The 17386-nt window shown below is 33.7% G+C and carries 16 protein-coding genes; 13 read left to right on the forward strand and 3 right to left on the reverse strand.

Going from position 1 to position 17386, the window contains the following annotated elements; translation table 11 throughout:
- Window positions 1–46: 46 nt before the first annotated feature.
- Window positions 47–1594, reverse strand: coding sequence for a ribonuclease E/G (locus FEZ18_RS07975; protein WP_153267837.1), 1548 nt, complete (start codon window positions 1592–1594; stop codon window positions 47–49).
- Between the two features lie 409 nt (window positions 1595–2003).
- Entirely contained in the window at window positions 2004–2312 is a 309-nt protein-coding gene (locus tag FEZ18_RS07980) for an HU family DNA-binding protein (protein ID WP_255473345.1), read from the reverse strand.
- Window positions 2313–2435: 123 nt separating this feature from the next.
- Between FEZ18_RS07980 and mutY the strand changes: the two genes are divergently transcribed.
- The 4 genes from mutY to gldD all read left to right on the forward strand — a co-directional run bounded on the left by mutY (window position 2436) and on the right by gldD (window position 6104).
- The gene (gene mutY, locus FEZ18_RS07985) at window positions 2436–3476 is read left to right on the forward strand and encodes an A/G-specific adenine glycosylase (protein ID WP_153267839.1); all 1041 of its coding nucleotides are present in this window, start codon (window positions 2436–2438) and stop codon (window positions 3474–3476) included.
- 261 nt (window positions 3477–3737) lie between these two features.
- Window positions 3738–4187: a single-stranded DNA-binding protein gene (locus FEZ18_RS07990; protein WP_153267840.1), complete on the forward strand. Its 450-nt coding sequence runs from the start codon at window positions 3738–3740 to the stop codon at window positions 4185–4187.
- Window positions 4188–4218: 31 nt separating this feature from the next.
- Complete coding sequence (locus FEZ18_RS07995; RefSeq protein ID WP_153267841.1) at window positions 4219–5523, forward strand: gliding motility-associated protein GldE; 1305 nt, start codon at window positions 4219–4221, stop codon at window positions 5521–5523.
- A complete protein-coding gene (gene gldD, locus FEZ18_RS08000; protein WP_153267842.1) occupies window positions 5523–6104 on the forward strand; it encodes a gliding motility lipoprotein GldD in 582 nt (193 codons plus the stop codon). Before FEZ18_RS07995 ends, gldD begins: the two co-directional genes overlap by 1 nt.
- A gap of 368 nt (window positions 6105–6472) precedes the next feature.
- Here gldD and FEZ18_RS08005 read toward each other — a convergent pair whose 3' ends face one another.
- Window positions 6473–6850, reverse strand: coding sequence for a heavy-metal-associated domain-containing protein (locus FEZ18_RS08005; RefSeq protein ID WP_153267843.1), 378 nt, complete (start codon window positions 6848–6850; stop codon window positions 6473–6475).
- A gap of 469 nt (window positions 6851–7319) precedes the next feature.
- Here FEZ18_RS08005 and FEZ18_RS08010 point away from each other — a divergent pair, with 469 nt between their 5' ends.
- The 9 genes from FEZ18_RS08010 to FEZ18_RS08050 all read left to right on the forward strand — a co-directional run bounded on the left by FEZ18_RS08010 (window position 7320) and on the right by FEZ18_RS08050 (window position 17031).
- Entirely contained in the window at window positions 7320–8321 is a 1002-nt protein-coding gene (locus tag FEZ18_RS08010) for an ABC transporter substrate-binding protein (RefSeq protein ID WP_153267844.1), read from the forward strand.
- A gap of 91 nt (window positions 8322–8412) precedes the next feature.
- A complete protein-coding gene (locus FEZ18_RS08015) occupies window positions 8413–9447 on the forward strand; it encodes a FecCD family ABC transporter permease (RefSeq protein WP_153267845.1) in 1035 nt (344 codons plus the stop codon).
- Window positions 9444–10208: an ABC transporter ATP-binding protein gene (locus FEZ18_RS08020; protein WP_153267846.1), complete on the forward strand. Its 765-nt coding sequence runs from the start codon at window positions 9444–9446 to the stop codon at window positions 10206–10208. Before FEZ18_RS08015 ends, FEZ18_RS08020 begins: the two co-directional genes overlap by 4 nt.
- Window positions 10209–10216: 8 nt before the next feature.
- Window positions 10217–10897, forward strand: a complete 681-nt coding sequence (locus FEZ18_RS08025) for a class I SAM-dependent methyltransferase (protein WP_153267847.1) — start codon at window positions 10217–10219, stop codon at window positions 10895–10897.
- A gap of 12 nt (window positions 10898–10909) precedes the next feature.
- Window positions 10910–13258 carry a TonB-dependent receptor gene (locus FEZ18_RS08030; protein WP_153267848.1) on the forward strand — a complete coding sequence of 783 codons (2349 nt, stop codon included), beginning with the start codon at window positions 10910–10912 and terminating at the stop codon, window positions 13256–13258.
- A 350-nt stretch (window positions 13259–13608) separates the two neighbouring features.
- Window positions 13609–14061 carry a DUF4199 domain-containing protein gene (locus tag FEZ18_RS08035; protein WP_153267849.1) on the forward strand — a complete coding sequence of 151 codons (453 nt, stop codon included), beginning with the start codon at window positions 13609–13611 and terminating at the stop codon, window positions 14059–14061.
- Window positions 14062–14137: 76 nt separating this feature from the next.
- The gene (gene rplU, locus FEZ18_RS08040; protein WP_153267850.1) at window positions 14138–14755 is read left to right on the forward strand and encodes a 50S ribosomal protein L21; all 618 of its coding nucleotides are present in this window, start codon (window positions 14138–14140) and stop codon (window positions 14753–14755) included.
- A 42-nt stretch (window positions 14756–14797) separates the two neighbouring features.
- Entirely contained in the window at window positions 14798–15058 is a 261-nt protein-coding gene (rpmA, locus tag FEZ18_RS08045) for a 50S ribosomal protein L27 (protein ID WP_153267851.1), read from the forward strand.
- Between the two features lie 383 nt (window positions 15059–15441).
- A complete protein-coding gene (locus FEZ18_RS08050; protein WP_153267852.1) occupies window positions 15442–17031 on the forward strand; it encodes an FMN-binding glutamate synthase family protein in 1590 nt (529 codons plus the stop codon).
- Window positions 17032–17386: the final 355 nt, after the last annotated feature.

Genomic DNA, 17386 nt, shown 5'->3' on the forward strand with positions numbered 1-17386 from the left:
GTAAAACAAAACCACCTTACTAAAAAAATAGTAAGGCAGTTTCTAATTATTTGATTTTATTACCGTCTTTATCGAAAAAGTGGTATTCTAAGTATGTGTAAGCATCTCTTGGTAATATTTTAACCCATTTTTTGTGTTCTAAAAACCATTTAAAACGCGGTGATGGAAAACCTTTTGTTAAGAAGGCTGCTATAAAAGGATGTGTGTTTAAAGTCACCTTTTTGTAGTCTTTTTTTAATATTTTTTCTAGATCGTGATTTATTTTTTGTATCAATCCTATTGGTGCTTCAACCTCAGTATCATTACTAGTCTCGTCTGGATTTTCCTCACGAGTTTTGATATTCATTTCTGGGCGAACACGTTGTCTTGTAATTTGTATTAAACCAAATTTACTAGGAGGCAATATTTTGTGTTTTGCTCTATCGTCCTTCATTTCATCGCGAAGGTGATTAAAGAGTTTTTGCCGGTTTTCTGCACTTTTTAAATCGATAAAATCGACTACTATAATGCCGCCCATATCACGTAGTCGTAATTGGCGTGCAATCTCTGTAGCTGCGATTAAATTGACTTCTAGTGCAGTATCCTGCTGATTATTTGCTTTGTTAGAGCGGTTACCGCTGTTTACATCTATAACATGCAGGGCTTCGGTATGTTCTATTACCAGATACGCACCTTTTGCCATAGAAACGGTTTTACCAAAGGAGGTTTTTATTTGTCTTTCTATTCCAAATTTTTCAAAAATAGGAACCTTAGACTGATACAATTTTACGATCGATTCTTTTTTTGGTGCAATTTCTTGCACATAATCTTTAATTTGATAGTAAAGCTCTTCATCGTCAACATAAATACTTGTAAAGGTGTCGTTGAAGATGTCTCTTAAAATAGAAGAGGCCTTGTTCATTTCTCCCAGTACTTTGCTTGGATGATGTGCTTTATGTAGCTTTTTACACATTGCCGTCCAGCGACTAAGCAAATTTTGTAAATCTTTATCTAGTTCTGCTACTTTTTTACCTTGTGCTACCGTACGTACAATTACACCAAAACCTTGCGGTGTGATGCTTTTAACCAAGCGTTTTAATCGGTCTTTTTCTTCTTTATCTTCTATTTTTTGTGAGATAGAAATACGATTTGAAAAAGGGACTAAAACGATATACCTACCTGCAATAGAGAGCTCGGAACTTATCCGTGGCCCTTTAGTCGAGATCGGCTCTTTGGCTATTTGTACTAATAACGATTGATTGGATTTTAAGACATCGGCAATTTTGCCATCTTTCTCAATATCTTTTTCAAATGGGAAATTTTTTAAAGAAAAATCGTTTAGTTTACCTGTGCTTACACGTTTTGTGAATTTTAAAAGGGAAGGTAGCTTTGGGCCTAAGTCATGATAATGCAAAAAGGCATCTTTCTCGTAGCCAACATTTACAAATGCAGCGTTTAAACCTGGAACGGCTTTTCTTATTTTGGCTATAAACACATCGCCAACCGAAAAGTCGTTACTATCTTCATCCTTTTGTAATTCAATAAGTTTTCCATCTTTTAATAAGGCAAAATCAACATCGTCGGAACTAGATCGGATGATCAACTCTTTATCCATTTCGTTAATTTTAATCCATCGCTTTAAAAATAAGCGACAGATGGATTATACATTATTTTTAAATTTGATAATTAAAATCACTTTTAATCACCAAATTTGATGCCTTAATTAATCTAAATAACTGAAGATTAACTTTTTAATAAGGCATTTCACAGGATTTTAAAAATCTGTGGAGTTTTGTAAAACATATAAAATGCATGATTACGAAACTCATTTCAAAGAACTTGTTTTTGTTAAAACCGAAAAAAGTAGCTAAACTAACTACTTTTTTGGGTTTATTTTTTCTTCTTGTGACGGTTAGCGCGTCTACGTTTTTTACGTTTGTGTGTTGCTACCTTATGTCTTTTGCGTTTTTTACCACTTGGCATAAATTGTGTGTTTTAAATTAATAATTTGTTTTTATGTGCTATTATTTTACTTCTACATTGGTTTTAACGCCTTCAACAAAAACTTTTGCTGGCTTAAATGCAGGGATATTGTGTGCAGGAATTTTAATAGTTGTGTTTTTTGAAATATTTCTTCCCGTTTTTTCTGCTCTTGTTTTTATAATAAAGCTTCCAAAGCCTCTTAAGTATACGTTATCTCCACTCTGTAATGAGGTTTTAACTTCTTCCATAAATGTTTCAATAGTTGCTTGAACATCTCCTTTTTCAATTCCTAACTTGTCAGAAATCTTTGCTACTAAATCAGCCTTCGTCATTTTTAATTTTTTATTTATAGTTATATTATAGATTATAAAAGGGATGCAAATATAGGAATTAAATTTTCAATATTTCAAACCTAATTCATTAAAATTTAAGAATATAAACCTTTACTTTTGTGCGTTATATTTGTGAAATTAATGAATTTTTCAAAAAGCATAACATCTTGGTATTCAATAAATAAGCGCAGTCTTCCTTGGCGAGAGACAAAAAACCCTTATTATATCTGGTTGTCTGAAATAATATTACAACAGACACAAGTGAAGCAAGGCTTGCCATATTACGAGGCGTTTATTACAAAATATCCAACAGTTTTTGATTTGGCTAAAGCCGAAGAAAATGAGGTTTTAAAGTTGTGGCAAGGTCTTGGTTATTATTCGCGTGCTAGAAATCTACATTTTACGGCAAAGCATATTGTTAATGGTTTAAACGGTGAATTTCCTTCTACTTATAAAGCGCTTTTGCAATTAAAAGGGGTTGGCGATTATACCGCTAGTGCAATAGCCTCTTTTTGTTTTAATGAAGTAACTGCTGTGCTTGATGGGAATGTTTATCGCGTACTGGCTCGGTATTTTGGTGTGTTTACACCTATAAATAGTAGTAAAGGCGCAAAAGAATTTAGAGCCCTAGCTCAAGAATTAATCGATAAAAACAAGCCTGCGATTTACAACCAAGCTATAATGGAGTTTGGTGCTGTGCAATGCAAACCCAAGAATCCGGAGTGTTTTAGTTGTCCCCTAAACACCTCTTGTATTGCTTTTAATACAAATGTAGTGCACGAATTACCTGTTAAAATAAAACAGGCTAAAGCAAAAATAAAACACTTTAACTTTTTGGTATTTGTTTCTCACGATAAAAAAACCGTGGTAGAGAAACGTAAAGGCAAAGGGATTTGGCAGAATTTATATCAATTTCCGCTTTTGGAAACCCAAGAAGAACAGAGTTATACCGCATTTAAAAAACTTGTAGAATCTCAAGATTATATGAAAAATCTGCCTTTTGAATTGTTGCTCTATAATAAGGAGGTTATTGTTCATAAATTATCGCATCAGCATTTATATACTAAATTTTGGATTGTTAATGTGGCAAGGCTTAACTCTGAAGGGATTTCTATTTCGAAGATTCAAGATTTTCCTGTTCCTATGGTTATTGAGAATTTTATAGAAAGCTTTAATTTTTAATACAATTATTTTGGGTGTCATATTTTTTTGTTAATTTTAAGTTTATCAAAAGCAAAAGAGTAGTTTTGCAAGTTATTAGTTAAATAATACCAAATTAGCCATGTCATGTCACCTATAATTCGTTTCTTTTTCGCTCATATTTCGGTATAAAATAAAACCATAGTTACGGCTATGCTTTTATTTTGTATCTCATCTGAACAAAATACAATTCAAATTAATAATACGACAATTCAAAACTAAATTGGTATAATACATAAAATTATGTCTGGAACATTAAATAAAGTGATGCTTATTGGGCATTTGGGTGATGAGGTTAAAATGCATTATTTTGAGGGTGGAGGTTGTATAGGGCGTTTTCCCATAGCTACTAACGAAACTTATATAAGTAAACAAACCAACGAACGTATTACAAATACCGAGTGGCATAATATAGTGGTACGAAATAAGGGTGCCGAAATTTGTGAAAAATATCTGAGTAAAGGCGATAAAGTTTATATTGAAGGCCGCTTGAAAACTAGAAAATGGACAGACGACAAAGGACTTGATCGATATTCGACCGAAGTGCATTGCACAGATTTTACGTTTTTATCAACAAAAAAAGAAAGTGATTCTAATGCAGCCAACAAATCAGCTGCACAAAATCCAGTTTCTGATAGAACATCTGAAATCAAGAATCCTGCTGAAAACGAACTAGACGATTTACCGTTTTAAATAATTATTTGTTTAATTAATACGATTTTAATTGGATCCTGACCCCGCGAATTTTTTAGCATTACTCAATTCAATTGATTTTTCGGTTGTAGGTGGTTTTGTGCTGTTGCTTTTACTCTTAATTTCTTCTGGACTTATTTCTGGAGCCGAAGTGGCTCTGTTTTCACTTACAAGAACCGATATTGATGAAGGTTTAGAGGCGAACTCTAAGCGTATTCAAATTATTGCAAAATTATTAGAGCGACCTAAAAAATTATTAGCTACTATATTGGTGGCTAATAATTTTATAAATATTGCTATCGTTATTCTATTTGCGTATTTGGGTGGAAATATTTTTAGTTCCATTACCTCTCCTTTGTTAAAATTTACCATAGAAGTTATTATTGTAACTTTTCTTATTTTATTATTTGGTGAAATATTACCTAAAATATATGCAAGTCGTAACAAGCTTAAATTTGTCACTTTTATGGCTAGACCTTTGGGAGTTTTAGATGTACTTTTAACACCTATAAGTATGCCTATGCGAGGAGTTACAGTGGCCATCCATAAAAAACTAGGTAAACAAAAATCGAATTTAAGTGTAGATCAATTATCGCAAGCCTTAGAGCTTACAAGTGAAGACGATACCACTAAAGAAGAGCAAAAAATATTACAAGGTATTGTCTCTTTTGGCAACACCGATACCAAGCAAGTCATGCGACCTCGAATAGATATTTTCGCCGTTAATATAGAAGCTAATTATGCAGATATTATGCCCGATATAATTGCTAATGGCTATTCTAGAATCCCAGTTTATAAAGATAATATTGATTCTATAGAAGGGGTGCTTTATGTTAAAGACTTATTACCCTATCTGGATAGAAAACAGTTTGATTGGACCGCATTACTGCGCGAGCCCTTTTTTGTTCCAGAAAACAAGAAGTTAGATGATTTAATGGCAGAGTTTCAAGAGCGAAAAGTGCATTTGGCCGTGGTTGTCGATGAGTACGGCGGCACCTCGGGTTTGATTTCTTTAGAAGATATTATTGAGGAAATAGTTGGAGATATTAGTGATGAGTTTGATGATGAAGATTTAATGTATTCTAAATTAGACGAGAATAACTTTGTTTTTGAAGGGAAAACGGCTTTAAAAGACCTATATAAAGTTGTTAAAGTTGAAGATGACAGTGTTTTCGAAAATCAAAAAGGAGAGGCCGAAACCATTGCAGGATTTGTTTTAGAAATTTCTAAAAGCTTTCCGAAATTAAACAGTAAAATATACTTTGAAAACTACGTTTTTACCATTGAAGCTTTAGACAATAAACGCATAAAACGTATAAAATTAACTAGAACATAATGGCTAAATTTTTCTATTTATTACTAATTTTAAGCCTTAGTGTATCCTGTCGAGAAGCTACAGTGCCTAAACCCAAAGCGTATTTAAGGTTAGATTATCCCAAAGCCGAATATGTGCCCTCTAATATCAACGTTCCTTTTACATTCGAGGTGAATACCTTAGCGACTAAGGTAGCATTAAAGCCTATAGAGTCTAATACGAGCAGTTATGGTGTTAACCTAGAATATCCAACCTTAAAAGGAACCATATTTTTAACTTATAAAGCGATTGAAAACGATCGAAAGAATTTAATCACTTTTTTGCGTGATGCTCAAAATTTTACCCAAAAACACAATATTAAAGCCGACGGAATTTTAGAAACTGTTTATGAAAGCCCTGAAAATAATACCTTTGGTATGTTTTATGAGGTTGAAGGCAATGCCGCTTCACAGGCGCAATTCTACGTGACCGACAGTACCCGCCATTTTCTAACAGGTTCGCTATATTTCTATGCTAAGCCTAATTACGATTCTATTCTCCCAGCCGCCCATTATCTACAAAAAGACATAAAGCATATTATGGAGACGGTAAGGTGGCGCTAATTAATTTAAGGATGTTTTAGAGGTTTGCTGGCAATTGCCTCAGGTTTTTTAAAGATGGAGAGAACTATACTCAAGCTTAACCCATCTAAATATGTATAACCGTTTTTTATTGGTTTATGGTATTCGAAGTTATATGTTTGCTTGATATTGCCCTTTCTAACAAAAAATAGGGCTTTAGTATATGTTCTATAAATAAAAAAATCTGAATTTGATGTTTACACCAATTAAATTCAGCATTTTTCAGGTCTGTTTATACGCTAAAATACGATACAAGCTTTTATTTGCAATGGACAGTGCAAGCTTATTTCTCGGCAGAATATTTTGGGCACAATAGGTCTTTTTATCCTTAGTGTCGCCGGCTTTTTTACTTAAAGCCCTTCAATGGTTTTCATATTACTAACTTTGTAAACATCTGCAACTTTAGTAACGGTTTCTTCAAGATTACTAGGTGTAACCAAAGCGGTGTTATACTCTACTACAGCTAATTTTTTTTCAAAATCGACGGTGGCAGATTTTACACCTTCCATTTTAGCAATTTTTTTCTCGATGGTCTTGGCGCATCCCATTTCGCAGGTCATACCGTCTATGGTAAATTCCGCTTTAGCGTAAGTTGCATTCGGGTCTAGTGTTTTAGCAGTTTCCGTGGCTGCTTCAACCGTTTTAATCTCAGCTTTAGTTTCGTTTTTACAACTAAAAGCAAATAGAACTAGCGCAGCGACAATAAAAATATTTTTTAATGATTTCATTTTTTTAAGAGTATTGATTATCAAGGCTAAATTAAGCAATAAAGAGATTCGTTTAACAAAAAAACTGAGTTTTGTAATTTTAAATTTACACTCGGTTTTATAATCTTACTTGAATGTTGTTTAATTAAACAACTCCTCGTTTTGTAGTTTCTAGTAGGAGAGCCGCTTGTTTTTTCAAATCTTCGCAAGATAAATTTTATTAATTGCTATGCCTAATCTAACAAAAGAAGCGGTTAAAGGTTTATATTAAAAGAAAAAATAGAATTCTCAAGGAAAATTATAAAAAAGCACCGACCATACGTAAATTGTTTTCTATATTTGCACTTAAAAAAATTTTTTGAACAATGAGTATTACGAATTTGTAAAAAAATATTATTAATTTGGGTGTAACCCATATATTTTTTACCGCTTGGGTATTACGAATTCATCAAATAATATTATGAATTTATTTAAAATAAACTAAAAAATAATGCTTAGAAATTTATTAATGACACCAAAAAGAATATTGGTAGCTCTAGTTTGCTTAACAATAATAACGTCTTGTAAACAAGAAAATTCTAAAAACACCAAAGTTTCGATTGAAAATAATAATGCCAGTACATCTTACAGCTACACATTCGATAATGGCACTACTAAGGCTGAGGTTACAGTTAGCAAAACGCCAGAGCGCGCAGTTATTTTTTCTCAATTTTTAACAGAAATGTTATTGGCCTTAGGCTTAGAAGACAATATAATTTTAGGTACTTCTGAAGGTGAAATACACGAAAGTTTAAGAGCGGCCTACGATAAAATACCTAATAAAATGCAAGGGCATCACAGCATGATCTCTAAAGAAGCCTTTTTATTACTTAATCCCGATTTTGTTTCTGGCTGGAGCGATGCCATTAAGCCACAAACTACTGGTGATGCTCAAGAACTGTTACAAAATAACATTTATCCTTATGTTTTAAATTCTATTAAAAGTAATGCAACGCTAGAAACGGTATACAGCGACTTTATAGAACTTGGTAAAATTTTTAATGTAGAAGACCAGGCAAATACTCTTGTAAAAGAATTGAAAGATAAATTAGCAGAAGCAAAAACCAGCTTTAAAACCGCTCCAGAAAACAAAAAGGTTAAGGCCGTTGTTATGGGAACCCTTGATAATGGAGCTTATGTTGCAAGTGCTTTAGTGAGTAATTTAATTGAAGAAGCGAATGGCGTAAATATATACAAAGAGCTCACTAATAACTACGAAATGGTGTCTTATGAAAGTATTGTAGAAAAAGATCCAGACATCATTTTTGTATATGTAACCGCCGACGGGGTTTCTGGTGAAGATAAAATTAACTTTTTAAAAAGTCATCCTGCATTAAAAAACGTAAGCGCAATAAAAAACAACAACATACACGCGTTGCTTCTTGCCAATGTGGCGCCAGGTATTAGAAATATTGATGTGATTATTAAAATGAATAAATTGTTTTATAAATAGTTTATTCCACTACCGTTATTAGTGTTTTATATTTTGAAATCCATTTTGGCTTCTGTTTCCACTCTTTATTTGATAAACAAGGTTTAAATTAATGAAATATTATATTATTACATTTTCTCTTATACTCTGTGTGCTATTTATTTTATCTATTGGTGCTTTTGCAACCAATATAAGTCCTTTAATGGCATATAAGATAAGTGTCAATAAAATTTTTGCTTCAGAAATTTTTCATCCAGAATGGAAACCCCTTATCGAGACGATAATATGGGAAATTAGAATCCCAAGAGCCTTACTTGCTATTATCTGTGGAGCTGGTTTATCTGTTTGTGGTGTACTTATGCAAAGTGTTACTAAAAACCCGATAGCCGACCCGTATATTTTAGGTTTAGCGTCTGGGGCTTCTACGGGAGCCGTTTTTATTATCATAATAGGTGGTGCATCGGTAGGTATTGCCTCGGTTACAGGTGGCGCATTTTTAGGAGCCATCGTTTGTAGTATTTTAATTTTTGTAATTGGCACACAATATGGCAAAAGTTCTTCTACAACCCGACTCATTTTAAGCGGACTTGCCATTTCAACAATTTTTTCGGCATTAACCGATTTGTTAATTTCTATGGCAGAAAATTCTAATCAAGTTAAATCGGCTTTATTTTGGAGTATGGGAAGTCTTGGTGGAGCGACTTGGAGCGTTTTATTACTTCCTTTAATTGCCCTTCTAATTACGCTAATTTTATCTGTGGGTATTTCAAAATCTTTAGACTTATTGCTTTTTGGAGACGACAATGCCATTATGTTGGGCATGAATGTTAATGTTATTAAATCTATAGTAGTTATTCTTACCTCACTACTTACCTCGGTTTTAGTGGCCGTTACAGGTGCCATTGGTTTTGTGGGGCTGGTTGTGCCACATTTAACCCGATTGGTTTGTGGAAATAATCATAAAAAGCTCCTGATACTATCTAGTATTATAGGCGCAATTTTTTTACTGTGCTGCGATCTTTTTGCAAAAAATATTATTTACCCAAAAGATCTTCCTATCGGTATTATCACGTCGCTAATAGGAGGCCCTTTCTTTTTATGGATGTTAACACGTTCTAACTATTCTTTTAAAAAAAGTAAATCATGAAACTAAGTATAGAAAATCTAAGCTTTAAAACTGCCAATACTAATATTCTAAGTGATATTAGTTTAGATGTGGAAGCAAATTCCTTCATTGGTGTTTTAGGTCCAAACGGAGCAGGAAAGTCTACGCTTCTAAAATGTATTTACGGTGTAAACACACCAGATAAAGGCAGTGTTTTTTTCGAAAACAAAAATCTGCTGACAATGCCAAGAAAAGAACGCGCTAGAAAAATTGCAGTATTAGCTCAAGAAAGTGGTAGTCAATTCGATTTTTCGGTAGAGCAAGTTGTAGAAATGGGAAGATATCCTCATAAAAAAACCCTAGAAAACTACTCTAAAGCAGACAAGAAAATTGTTGATGAAACTTTAGAAAAACTCAATTTAACATCATACAGAAATAGGTTCTTTAACACACTCTCGGGAGGCGAAAAACAGCGTGTACTTATTGCCCGTGTTTTAGCACAAGAAGCCGACTTTATAATTTTAGACGAACCTACAAACCATTTGGATATTGGGCACCAAATAGGCATTATGAATATTGTAAAGAACTTAGGGGTTACTGTTTTAGCTGCCATTCACGATATTAATATTGCCGCTTTATACTGCGACAACCTTGTTGTTTTAAAACAAGGACAAATTGTAACATCGGGTACCACGAACCATGTTATTAACAAAACTACAATAAAAGACACGTTTAATATAGATGTAGATGTTTACCAACACAAAACTTGTGGTAAAAATCATATCGCTTATAATTTAAATTAAACCGAAAAATGAAAACATTCACAACATGGACTAAAGAGGGGGCTGCACTTGAGCAAGAAATGGAGGACAGCCACCTTAACCAGTGGCAACAAACCATTAGCGAATATCTACCAGAAGATTTTAAAGACTATGCAGTCTTAGATTTTGGCTGTAGTCAGGGGGCTTTTTTAAAACACCTTTACAAAAAGTACCCATTTAAAAATGCTGTTGGTATAGATTTATCTGTAGAGGCTATTAAAACCGCTAATCAGAGAAAAGAAAATTTACCTGTAAGCTACTATACAACTGAAGAATTTGCAAACAAAACGCCTCAAAAATTTGATGTCGTAGTAAGTAATTCTGTCTTATTTTTTATTGAAGATTTAGAGGCTCATGCACAACAAATTTTTAATTATTTAAACGAGAATGGTGTCTATTACTTCACTTTTACTGACTTTAGTAAACTGTCTAACCTCAATCGCTTTATCGAAAAAATAGACCAGTGGGCAAACACGCCATTAGTGTTGCACACCTTAGACGATATTGTTAAAGTTTTCAATAAAAACGGTTTTGAAGTTCAGCTAAAGCAATTTGAAGCCAATAATTTTATCACTTTTAATAGTAAAGACGATTTGTATGCCAATGCTTACGAAAGGCTTACTATGCTTAAACATAAATACTTATTTAGATTAACTAAAACCAATTTTTAATTAAACACAAAAATGAAAAACAAATTTTTTACAGTCCTTTTATGCTTGTATAGTCTTACAAGTATGGCGCAAAACATTACAATTACTGGAACCGTTACCGATGAAGGCAATGTTCCCATTCCTGGTGTTTCCATTGTTTTAGAAAACACCTCCACTGGAACCGCAACAGATTTTGACGGTAAATACACCTTACAAGTACCTCAAGATGGACAAGCTCTATTATTTTCTGCTATCGGTTTTAGAACCATTAAAAAAGATATCAGTGCACAACAAAACCAAGTGCTTAATGTAAGGTTGCAAGAAGAAATTACGCAGTTAACCGAGGCTACCATAAAAATGGAGCGTCGATTAAAAGTTAACAAGCTTAACATTAAAAATCTTGAAGCGCCTATGACAACGCATACCATTAGTGCTAAGTTATTAGACCAAATGGATATTACGAATATCGAAGATGCCTCAAAAAGTATTGCAGGCTTACATTCTGTAAATCGTTACGGCGGATTCCACTTCTTTAATATTAGAGGTTTTGATAATTTTGTTTTATTATATGACGGTATTAGAGACGAACGCCATACCATTACCCGTAGTGCCCCAGTTGCCAATTTTGCCAACGTAGAGCGTATAGAAATGCTTAAAGGGCCTTCAAGTACAATGTTTGGACATTCTGCTTTAGGTGGTATTGTTAATATTATTAGAAAAAAACCGACAAACGAGTTGTCTGGTAATTTTAAATTTACAGCTGGAAGCTACGATACTTACAACATGGTTGCAGGTGTTGGAGGGCCACTTACCGATAAAATTCGTTATAGGTTTGATGCTGGTATTGGTAAGACCGACGGTTGGAAAGATGTTAAAGAAAACACTAACAACATGTCTTTGCATTTAGACTATAGAATAGACGATAGAAACAAATTAGACTTATACGCACAGTATAATAACGACTATTACGGACCAGATACAGGTGTTCCTGGAACTCCAGATGGTAAGCCATTAGCGGGTATTAATCCAGAAACTAACTTTGCAAATCCAAACGATTATTTAACAAATGAGAAAACAGAATTTCAATTAAAATACACTCATTTTTTCAACAATGGTTCAACCTTAACCAATAACTTATCTTATTACGATGATAGTATGGATTACTTAATGGATGAGGTGTTGTTTTATAACACGACAACAGAAACTTTCTCGAGAAGAAATGGCCCTTATCATTTTAATCATATCACAAAGCCATTAAGTAACCAATTAGATTACACATTCTATTTCGATACAGGTTCGCTTAAGCACAAAAGTATTGCAGGTACGTCGTTTACCTATCTAGATAGAGAAACCATTTATGGCGATATTGTTGTTGGAGACTCAGAATTAGATTTACCTGTAGATAATTTCGTTAATCCGGGAGTGAGACAAGTAACACCTGCAAGAGCAATTTCTATAAAAGAATATGTGACTGGAGTTTATTTTCAAGATTGGATCACGTTTTCTGATAGATTTAAAGTACTTTTAGGAGGTAGATTAGATATTTTTAGCGGTACTTACGATTTAAATCGTAATCCAATAGGTACGCCTCCAGATACATTTTCAGATACAAAAACCGATTTTAGCTACAGGGTAGCAGTATCTTACCAGCCAGTTAAAGACTTTTTAACTACTTACGCTTCGGTATCGAGTTTCTTCAAGCCTACACGTTCTCAAGACACTAGAACTGGGAAGTTATTTATACCAGAATCGGGTTATCAAATAGAAGGTGGTGTGAAGTTAGAAGAAACAGACAAATTAAATGTAACGTTGTCTGGATTCTACATTAAGAAAAACGATTTAATTATTGGCCATAATAGTAGAAGTCAAGTTGAAAGTGCAACGTCTACAGGTATCGAATTAGATGCCGACGCGCAACCTGTAAAAGGCTTATACCTTAAGTTAGGCTATGCTTATACAAATGCTTATTTCGATAAATATACACCAGATCCAGGAACCACAGACCTGTCTAAAAATAAAACGCCTTGGACACCAGAACATCAAATAAACTCATGGATTAATTATGAATTCGATAACTATTTTAAAGGTTTAGGTGTTGGCTTCGGTGTTAACTATGTTGGTAAGGCTTACCAAAATCCAAGTAACACACAAAGTTTACCAGCTTATACGGTTATGAATGGTACGCTATATTACAATGCAACAAGCAATGTAAGAATAGGTCTAAATATAGAAAACCTTGCAGATGAATTGTATTTTGATAATTCACTGTCTGAAGATGATTTGTATTATTATGATCCAGCTTATGCATCAGAACAAGCAACACACCAAATCTATCCAGGTAGAGGTAGAAACTTTAAATTAAGTGTATCGTACAACTTTTAATTGATAACAAACTGGTTTATAAAAGTGATCATTTATTTTAAATCTTAGTATTTTCAATAACATTAATTTTTTTAAACCGCCAGTTTAAAATAGGAAAATCCCATTGAGAAATCAGTGGGATTTTTTTTTTGATTTTTTTTAGTTTAATCATTTTTTAGTAACTTCAAGAGATTTTTTTATTGATGTACCATGCTAAACCCTTAAATTTAAGTGAAAACAGCTTTTTTTTATTTGGAGTATAAATAGGCTATTTATACTTTTTTTAAATGTATCTTAGTTGTAATACCATTTTAACCATACGACATTTCAAAACTAAATTGGTATCATTCACATTTTAATAATCAAAACAAATGAAAACAATATCAATCCCTATTCGTTTCGGTCTCGTTACAAGCGCTGTTCTTGTGGCTTACTTCTTAATTCTTGCTTTGTTTGATAAACACACCAATATTGGTTTCAGTTTTTTTAATGTTGTGATCACTTTGTTTGGTATTTATGAAGCTATACGATTAAAAAAGTTGGAAGATTATAAATCGTTTAGTTATGGCGAAGGATTTAAAACGGGTATCATCACCGGATTTGTAGCAACGCTTTTATTTACAGTTTTTTTCTTGTTTTACACCACAGAGATTGCTCCAGATTTTCTAACAAGATTGTTAGAGAAAATTGGTGGTGTGTTTAAAATAGATATTGGTCTAATTACATTTATTGTTGCGGTAATGGGGCTAACTACAACAGTGGTTTCTACCTTTACCGTCATGCAATTATTAAAAAAAGACAGAAATGATATTCAAAACCAATAAAACGTTTGTAGTTTAATAAATTAGATGTATATTTGCACTCGTTTTTTGAACAAAATTAATTTAATAAAAAATCGCTATGTACGCAATTGTAGAGATAGCAGGGCATCAATTTAAAGTTGAAAAAGACCAAAGAGTTTTTGTTAACCGTTTACAAACAGAAGAAGGTCAGGAAGTTTCTTTCGACAACGTTCTTTTAATTGGAGATGGTGACAAAATCACAGTAGGCGCCCCCGCTATAGACGGAGCTCAAGTAGGAGCAAAAGTCTTAAAACACCTTAAAGGTGACAAAGTAATCGTTTTCAAGAAGAAAAGACGTAAAGGTTACCGTGTTAAAAATGGACACAGACAATCTTTAACTGAAATTGTAATTGAAAGTATTGCTGCTTCTGGAGGAAAGAAAGAAGCAAAAAAAGCAGAACCAAAAGCAAAACCAGCAGCCAAGGCTACTAAAGCTGATGATTTGAAAAAAATCGAAGGTATTGGTCCTAAAATAGCAGAAACATTAGTTGCTGCAGGTGTTGTAACATTTGCAGATTTAGCGAAAGCTGAACCTGCAAAAATTTCTGAAATCATTGCAGACGTTCGTGGAAATCACGTAACAGATACATGGCCAGCGCAAGCTAAATTAGCTGCAGATGGTAAGTGGGATGAGTTAAAGAAATGGCAAGACGAATTAGATGGTGGTAAAGCTTAATTGCAAAACACCTAATTATTAACAAAATAAAAACTTAAGACAATGGCTCATAAAAAAGGAGTAGGTAGTTCTAAGAATGGTAGAGAATCAGAATCGAAACGTTTAGGTGTTAAGATATTTGGTGGACAGGCTGCCATTGCAGGAAACATTATATTAAGACAACGTGGCAATACGCATCACCCAGGTGAAAATGTATACCAAGGTAAAGATCATACTTTACATGCCTATGTTGATGGTATTGTAAAGTTTAAAAAGAAAAAAGATAACAAATCTTATGTTTCTGTTGAACCATTTGAGGTTTAATAAATTTCTTTATAACAATATGTAAAAGACGTTCTGAAAAGACCGTCTTTTTTTTGCTATGAATTTTACCAAATTAACCCATGCGACATTTCTAAATTAAATTGGTAGTAAAGTATGCCTTTTTTTAAAATTGGATAGAAGAAGAATGGCATGGCCATTTGTGAATAGATGTAATTAGTAGAAATGTGTTTTAGACCTTCTAATTTTATCTTTGAAAGGTGTTTAGTAGCTGTTATTTTTTGTCTATCCGATTGTGAATGTAAACGCCATTTTAATCGTATTCTTGTCTCACGCCAATTTTATTGAAAAATAATTAAACTTTTTACTTTTATTTGAGATTCTATTAACTAGAGTTATCTTTGCACAAATAAAATTTAGATGGTATGAAAGTTCGCGAAATGTTTTTTTTGATTTCGGTGGTAATGGTTTTATCAATAAGTATAACAGCCTTGTTTTGGCCGCCAATTTTATGGTTGTTTTTAATTGTGATACCATTAATTTTGATGGGGGTTTACGATGTCCTTCAGAAGAAACACACCATAAGGAGAAACTTTCCTGTTATAGGACGTTTTAGATACATGTTAGAGTCTATTCGTCCTGAAATTATGCAGTATTTTGTAGAAACAGATACCGAGGGCAGGCCATTAAATAGAATACTCAGATCTTTAATTTATAGAAGAGCAAAAGGCGCTAACGATACCGAACCATTTGGTACCCAACTTAATATTTATCACGCTGGTTACGAGTGGTTAGAGCATTCGATGTATGCTAAAAATAATCCGCAGGACATTGGTGAGTTTCCACGACTTATTATTGGTGGTAAAGACTGTAAACAGCCCTATTCTTCAAGTTTATTAAATATTTCTGCAATGAGTTTTGGCTCTTTAAGCAACAATGCGGTTTTAGCCATGAATAAAGGTGCTAAAATGGGTGGTTTTGCGCAAAACACGGGCGAGGGAGCTATAAGCGAATACCACTTAAAGCATGGCGGTGATTTAATTTGGCAAATAGGTACGGGATATTTTGGATGCAGAAAGGATGATGGTACTTTTAACGAGGTAACGTTTAGAGAAAACGCGTTAAGACCAGAGGTTAAAATGATTGAAATAAAACTATCTCAAGGGGCTAAACCAGGTCATGGAGGTATTTTACCCGCCATAAAAAACACCGAGGAGATTGCTCGAATCAGACATATAAAACCGCACGTGTCGATACAATCTCCACCGTCGCACTCGGCGTTTTCTGATCCGATACAGTTTATGTATTTTATAAAAAAGCTTAGAGATCTATCTGATGGGAAACCTGTTGGCTTTAAGCTTTGTCTTGGACGAAAGCAAGAATTCATGGATTTCTGTGAAGCTATGATTTACACCGGTATTCTTCCCGATTTTATTACGGTCGATGGTGGTGAAGGGGGTACAGGAGCTGCGCCTGTAGAGTTTTCAAATTCAATGGGTATGCCACTGCGCGAAGGCTTAATTTTTGTACATGATACCTTGATTGGCTTCGGATTGAGAAAAGAGATTAAAGTGATAGTGGCTGGTAAGATTATTACAGGTTTTCATATGGCTAGAGCGATTGCTTTGGGTGCCGATGGCTGCAACAGCGCCCGTGCTATGATGCTTTCGGTGGGATGTATTCAAGCCCTGCAATGTAATACGAATACCTGTCCGGTGGGCGTTGCTACTCAAAATCCGTCTTTAGTTAAGGGGTTGGTGGTAGAAGATAAGGCGACACGCGTGAAGCGTTACCACGAAGCTACCATACATAGTTTCTTGGAGCTTGTTGCAGCTGCCGGTCTTAACAATCCGAGTGAGCTTTGTCGCGAGCATATTAGTAAACGGGTTAGTCTTTATAAGGTACAAACCTATCATGATATTTATCCGCCAGTAAAAGAAGGTTCGCTTCTAAATATTGATACGATTCCAGAAGATTACAAAAAGTTTTTTCATCTTACTCGTATTATGAAATAATTAATTTTTGCAGCGCTAAACGTGAGATCAGCTGAGTTATCTTTCAATTTTTATAGTGGTACTTTAATTAGAGTTTATTTTCGTTTAATATGTTATTGAAAAAATGTATCATCAGATTTAGTTAAAGTAAACCACGTTGTTCTTTTGGATAATTTGTATTTTTAATTCTTAAATAATCTTTCATTTCGAAATTCATATTAAATATAAAAAGAGAGTTTATAGAATTCTTCAAGAGTACTGGTTTTTTAAAAGCCAGTTTAATTGGTATTGCGGTCGCTGTACCAGTTATTATTGGTAATGCCAGCAACCATTTAGAAGTTGGTCTTGCGATTTCTTTTGGTGCATTTTGGTGTTC

Origin of the sequence: Oceanihabitans sp. IOP_32, assembly GCF_009498295.1 — a bacterium.
GTDB classification, from domain to species: Bacteria; Bacteroidota; Bacteroidia; order Flavobacteriales; family Flavobacteriaceae; genus Wocania; species Wocania indica.

What these genes read in the sequence shown, in the direction of transcription:
- gldD (WP_153267842.1), top strand. Translation starts at nt 5,523, where the DNA reads ATGGCTAAATTTTTCTATTTATTACTAATTTTAAGCCTTAGTGTATCC.
- FEZ18_RS08020 (WP_153267846.1), top strand. Translation starts at nt 9,444, where the DNA reads ATGAAACTAAGTATAGAAAATCTAAGCTTTAAAACTGCCAATACTAAT.
- FEZ18_RS08010 (WP_153267844.1), top strand. Translation starts at nt 7,320, where the DNA reads ATGCTTAGAAATTTATTAATGACACCAAAAAGAATATTGGTAGCTCTA.
- FEZ18_RS08035 (WP_153267849.1), top strand. Translation starts at nt 13,609, where the DNA reads ATGAAAACAATATCAATCCCTATTCGTTTCGGTCTCGTTACAAGCGCT.
- FEZ18_RS08050 (WP_153267852.1), top strand. Translation starts at nt 15,442, where the DNA reads ATGAAAGTTCGCGAAATGTTTTTTTTGATTTCGGTGGTAATGGTTTTA.
- FEZ18_RS08015 (WP_153267845.1), top strand. Translation starts at nt 8,413, where the DNA reads ATGAAATATTATATTATTACATTTTCTCTTATACTCTGTGTGCTATTT.
- FEZ18_RS08005 (WP_153267843.1), bottom strand. Translation starts at nt 6,850, where the DNA reads ATGAAATCATTAAAAAATATTTTTATTGTCGCTGCGCTAGTTCTATTT.
- mutY (WP_153267839.1), top strand. Translation starts at nt 2,436, where the DNA reads ATGAATTTTTCAAAAAGCATAACATCTTGGTATTCAATAAATAAGCGC.
- FEZ18_RS07975 (WP_153267837.1), bottom strand. Translation starts at nt 1,594, where the DNA reads ATGGATAAAGAGTTGATCATCCGATCTAGTTCCGACGATGTTGATTTT.
- FEZ18_RS07990 (WP_153267840.1), top strand. Translation starts at nt 3,738, where the DNA reads ATGTCTGGAACATTAAATAAAGTGATGCTTATTGGGCATTTGGGTGAT.
- rplU (WP_153267850.1), top strand. Translation starts at nt 14,138, where the DNA reads ATGTACGCAATTGTAGAGATAGCAGGGCATCAATTTAAAGTTGAAAAA.
- FEZ18_RS08025 (WP_153267847.1), top strand. Translation starts at nt 10,217, where the DNA reads ATGAAAACATTCACAACATGGACTAAAGAGGGGGCTGCACTTGAGCAA.
- rpmA (WP_153267851.1), top strand. Translation starts at nt 14,798, where the DNA reads ATGGCTCATAAAAAAGGAGTAGGTAGTTCTAAGAATGGTAGAGAATCA.
- FEZ18_RS08030 (WP_153267848.1), top strand. Translation starts at nt 10,910, where the DNA reads ATGAAAAACAAATTTTTTACAGTCCTTTTATGCTTGTATAGTCTTACA.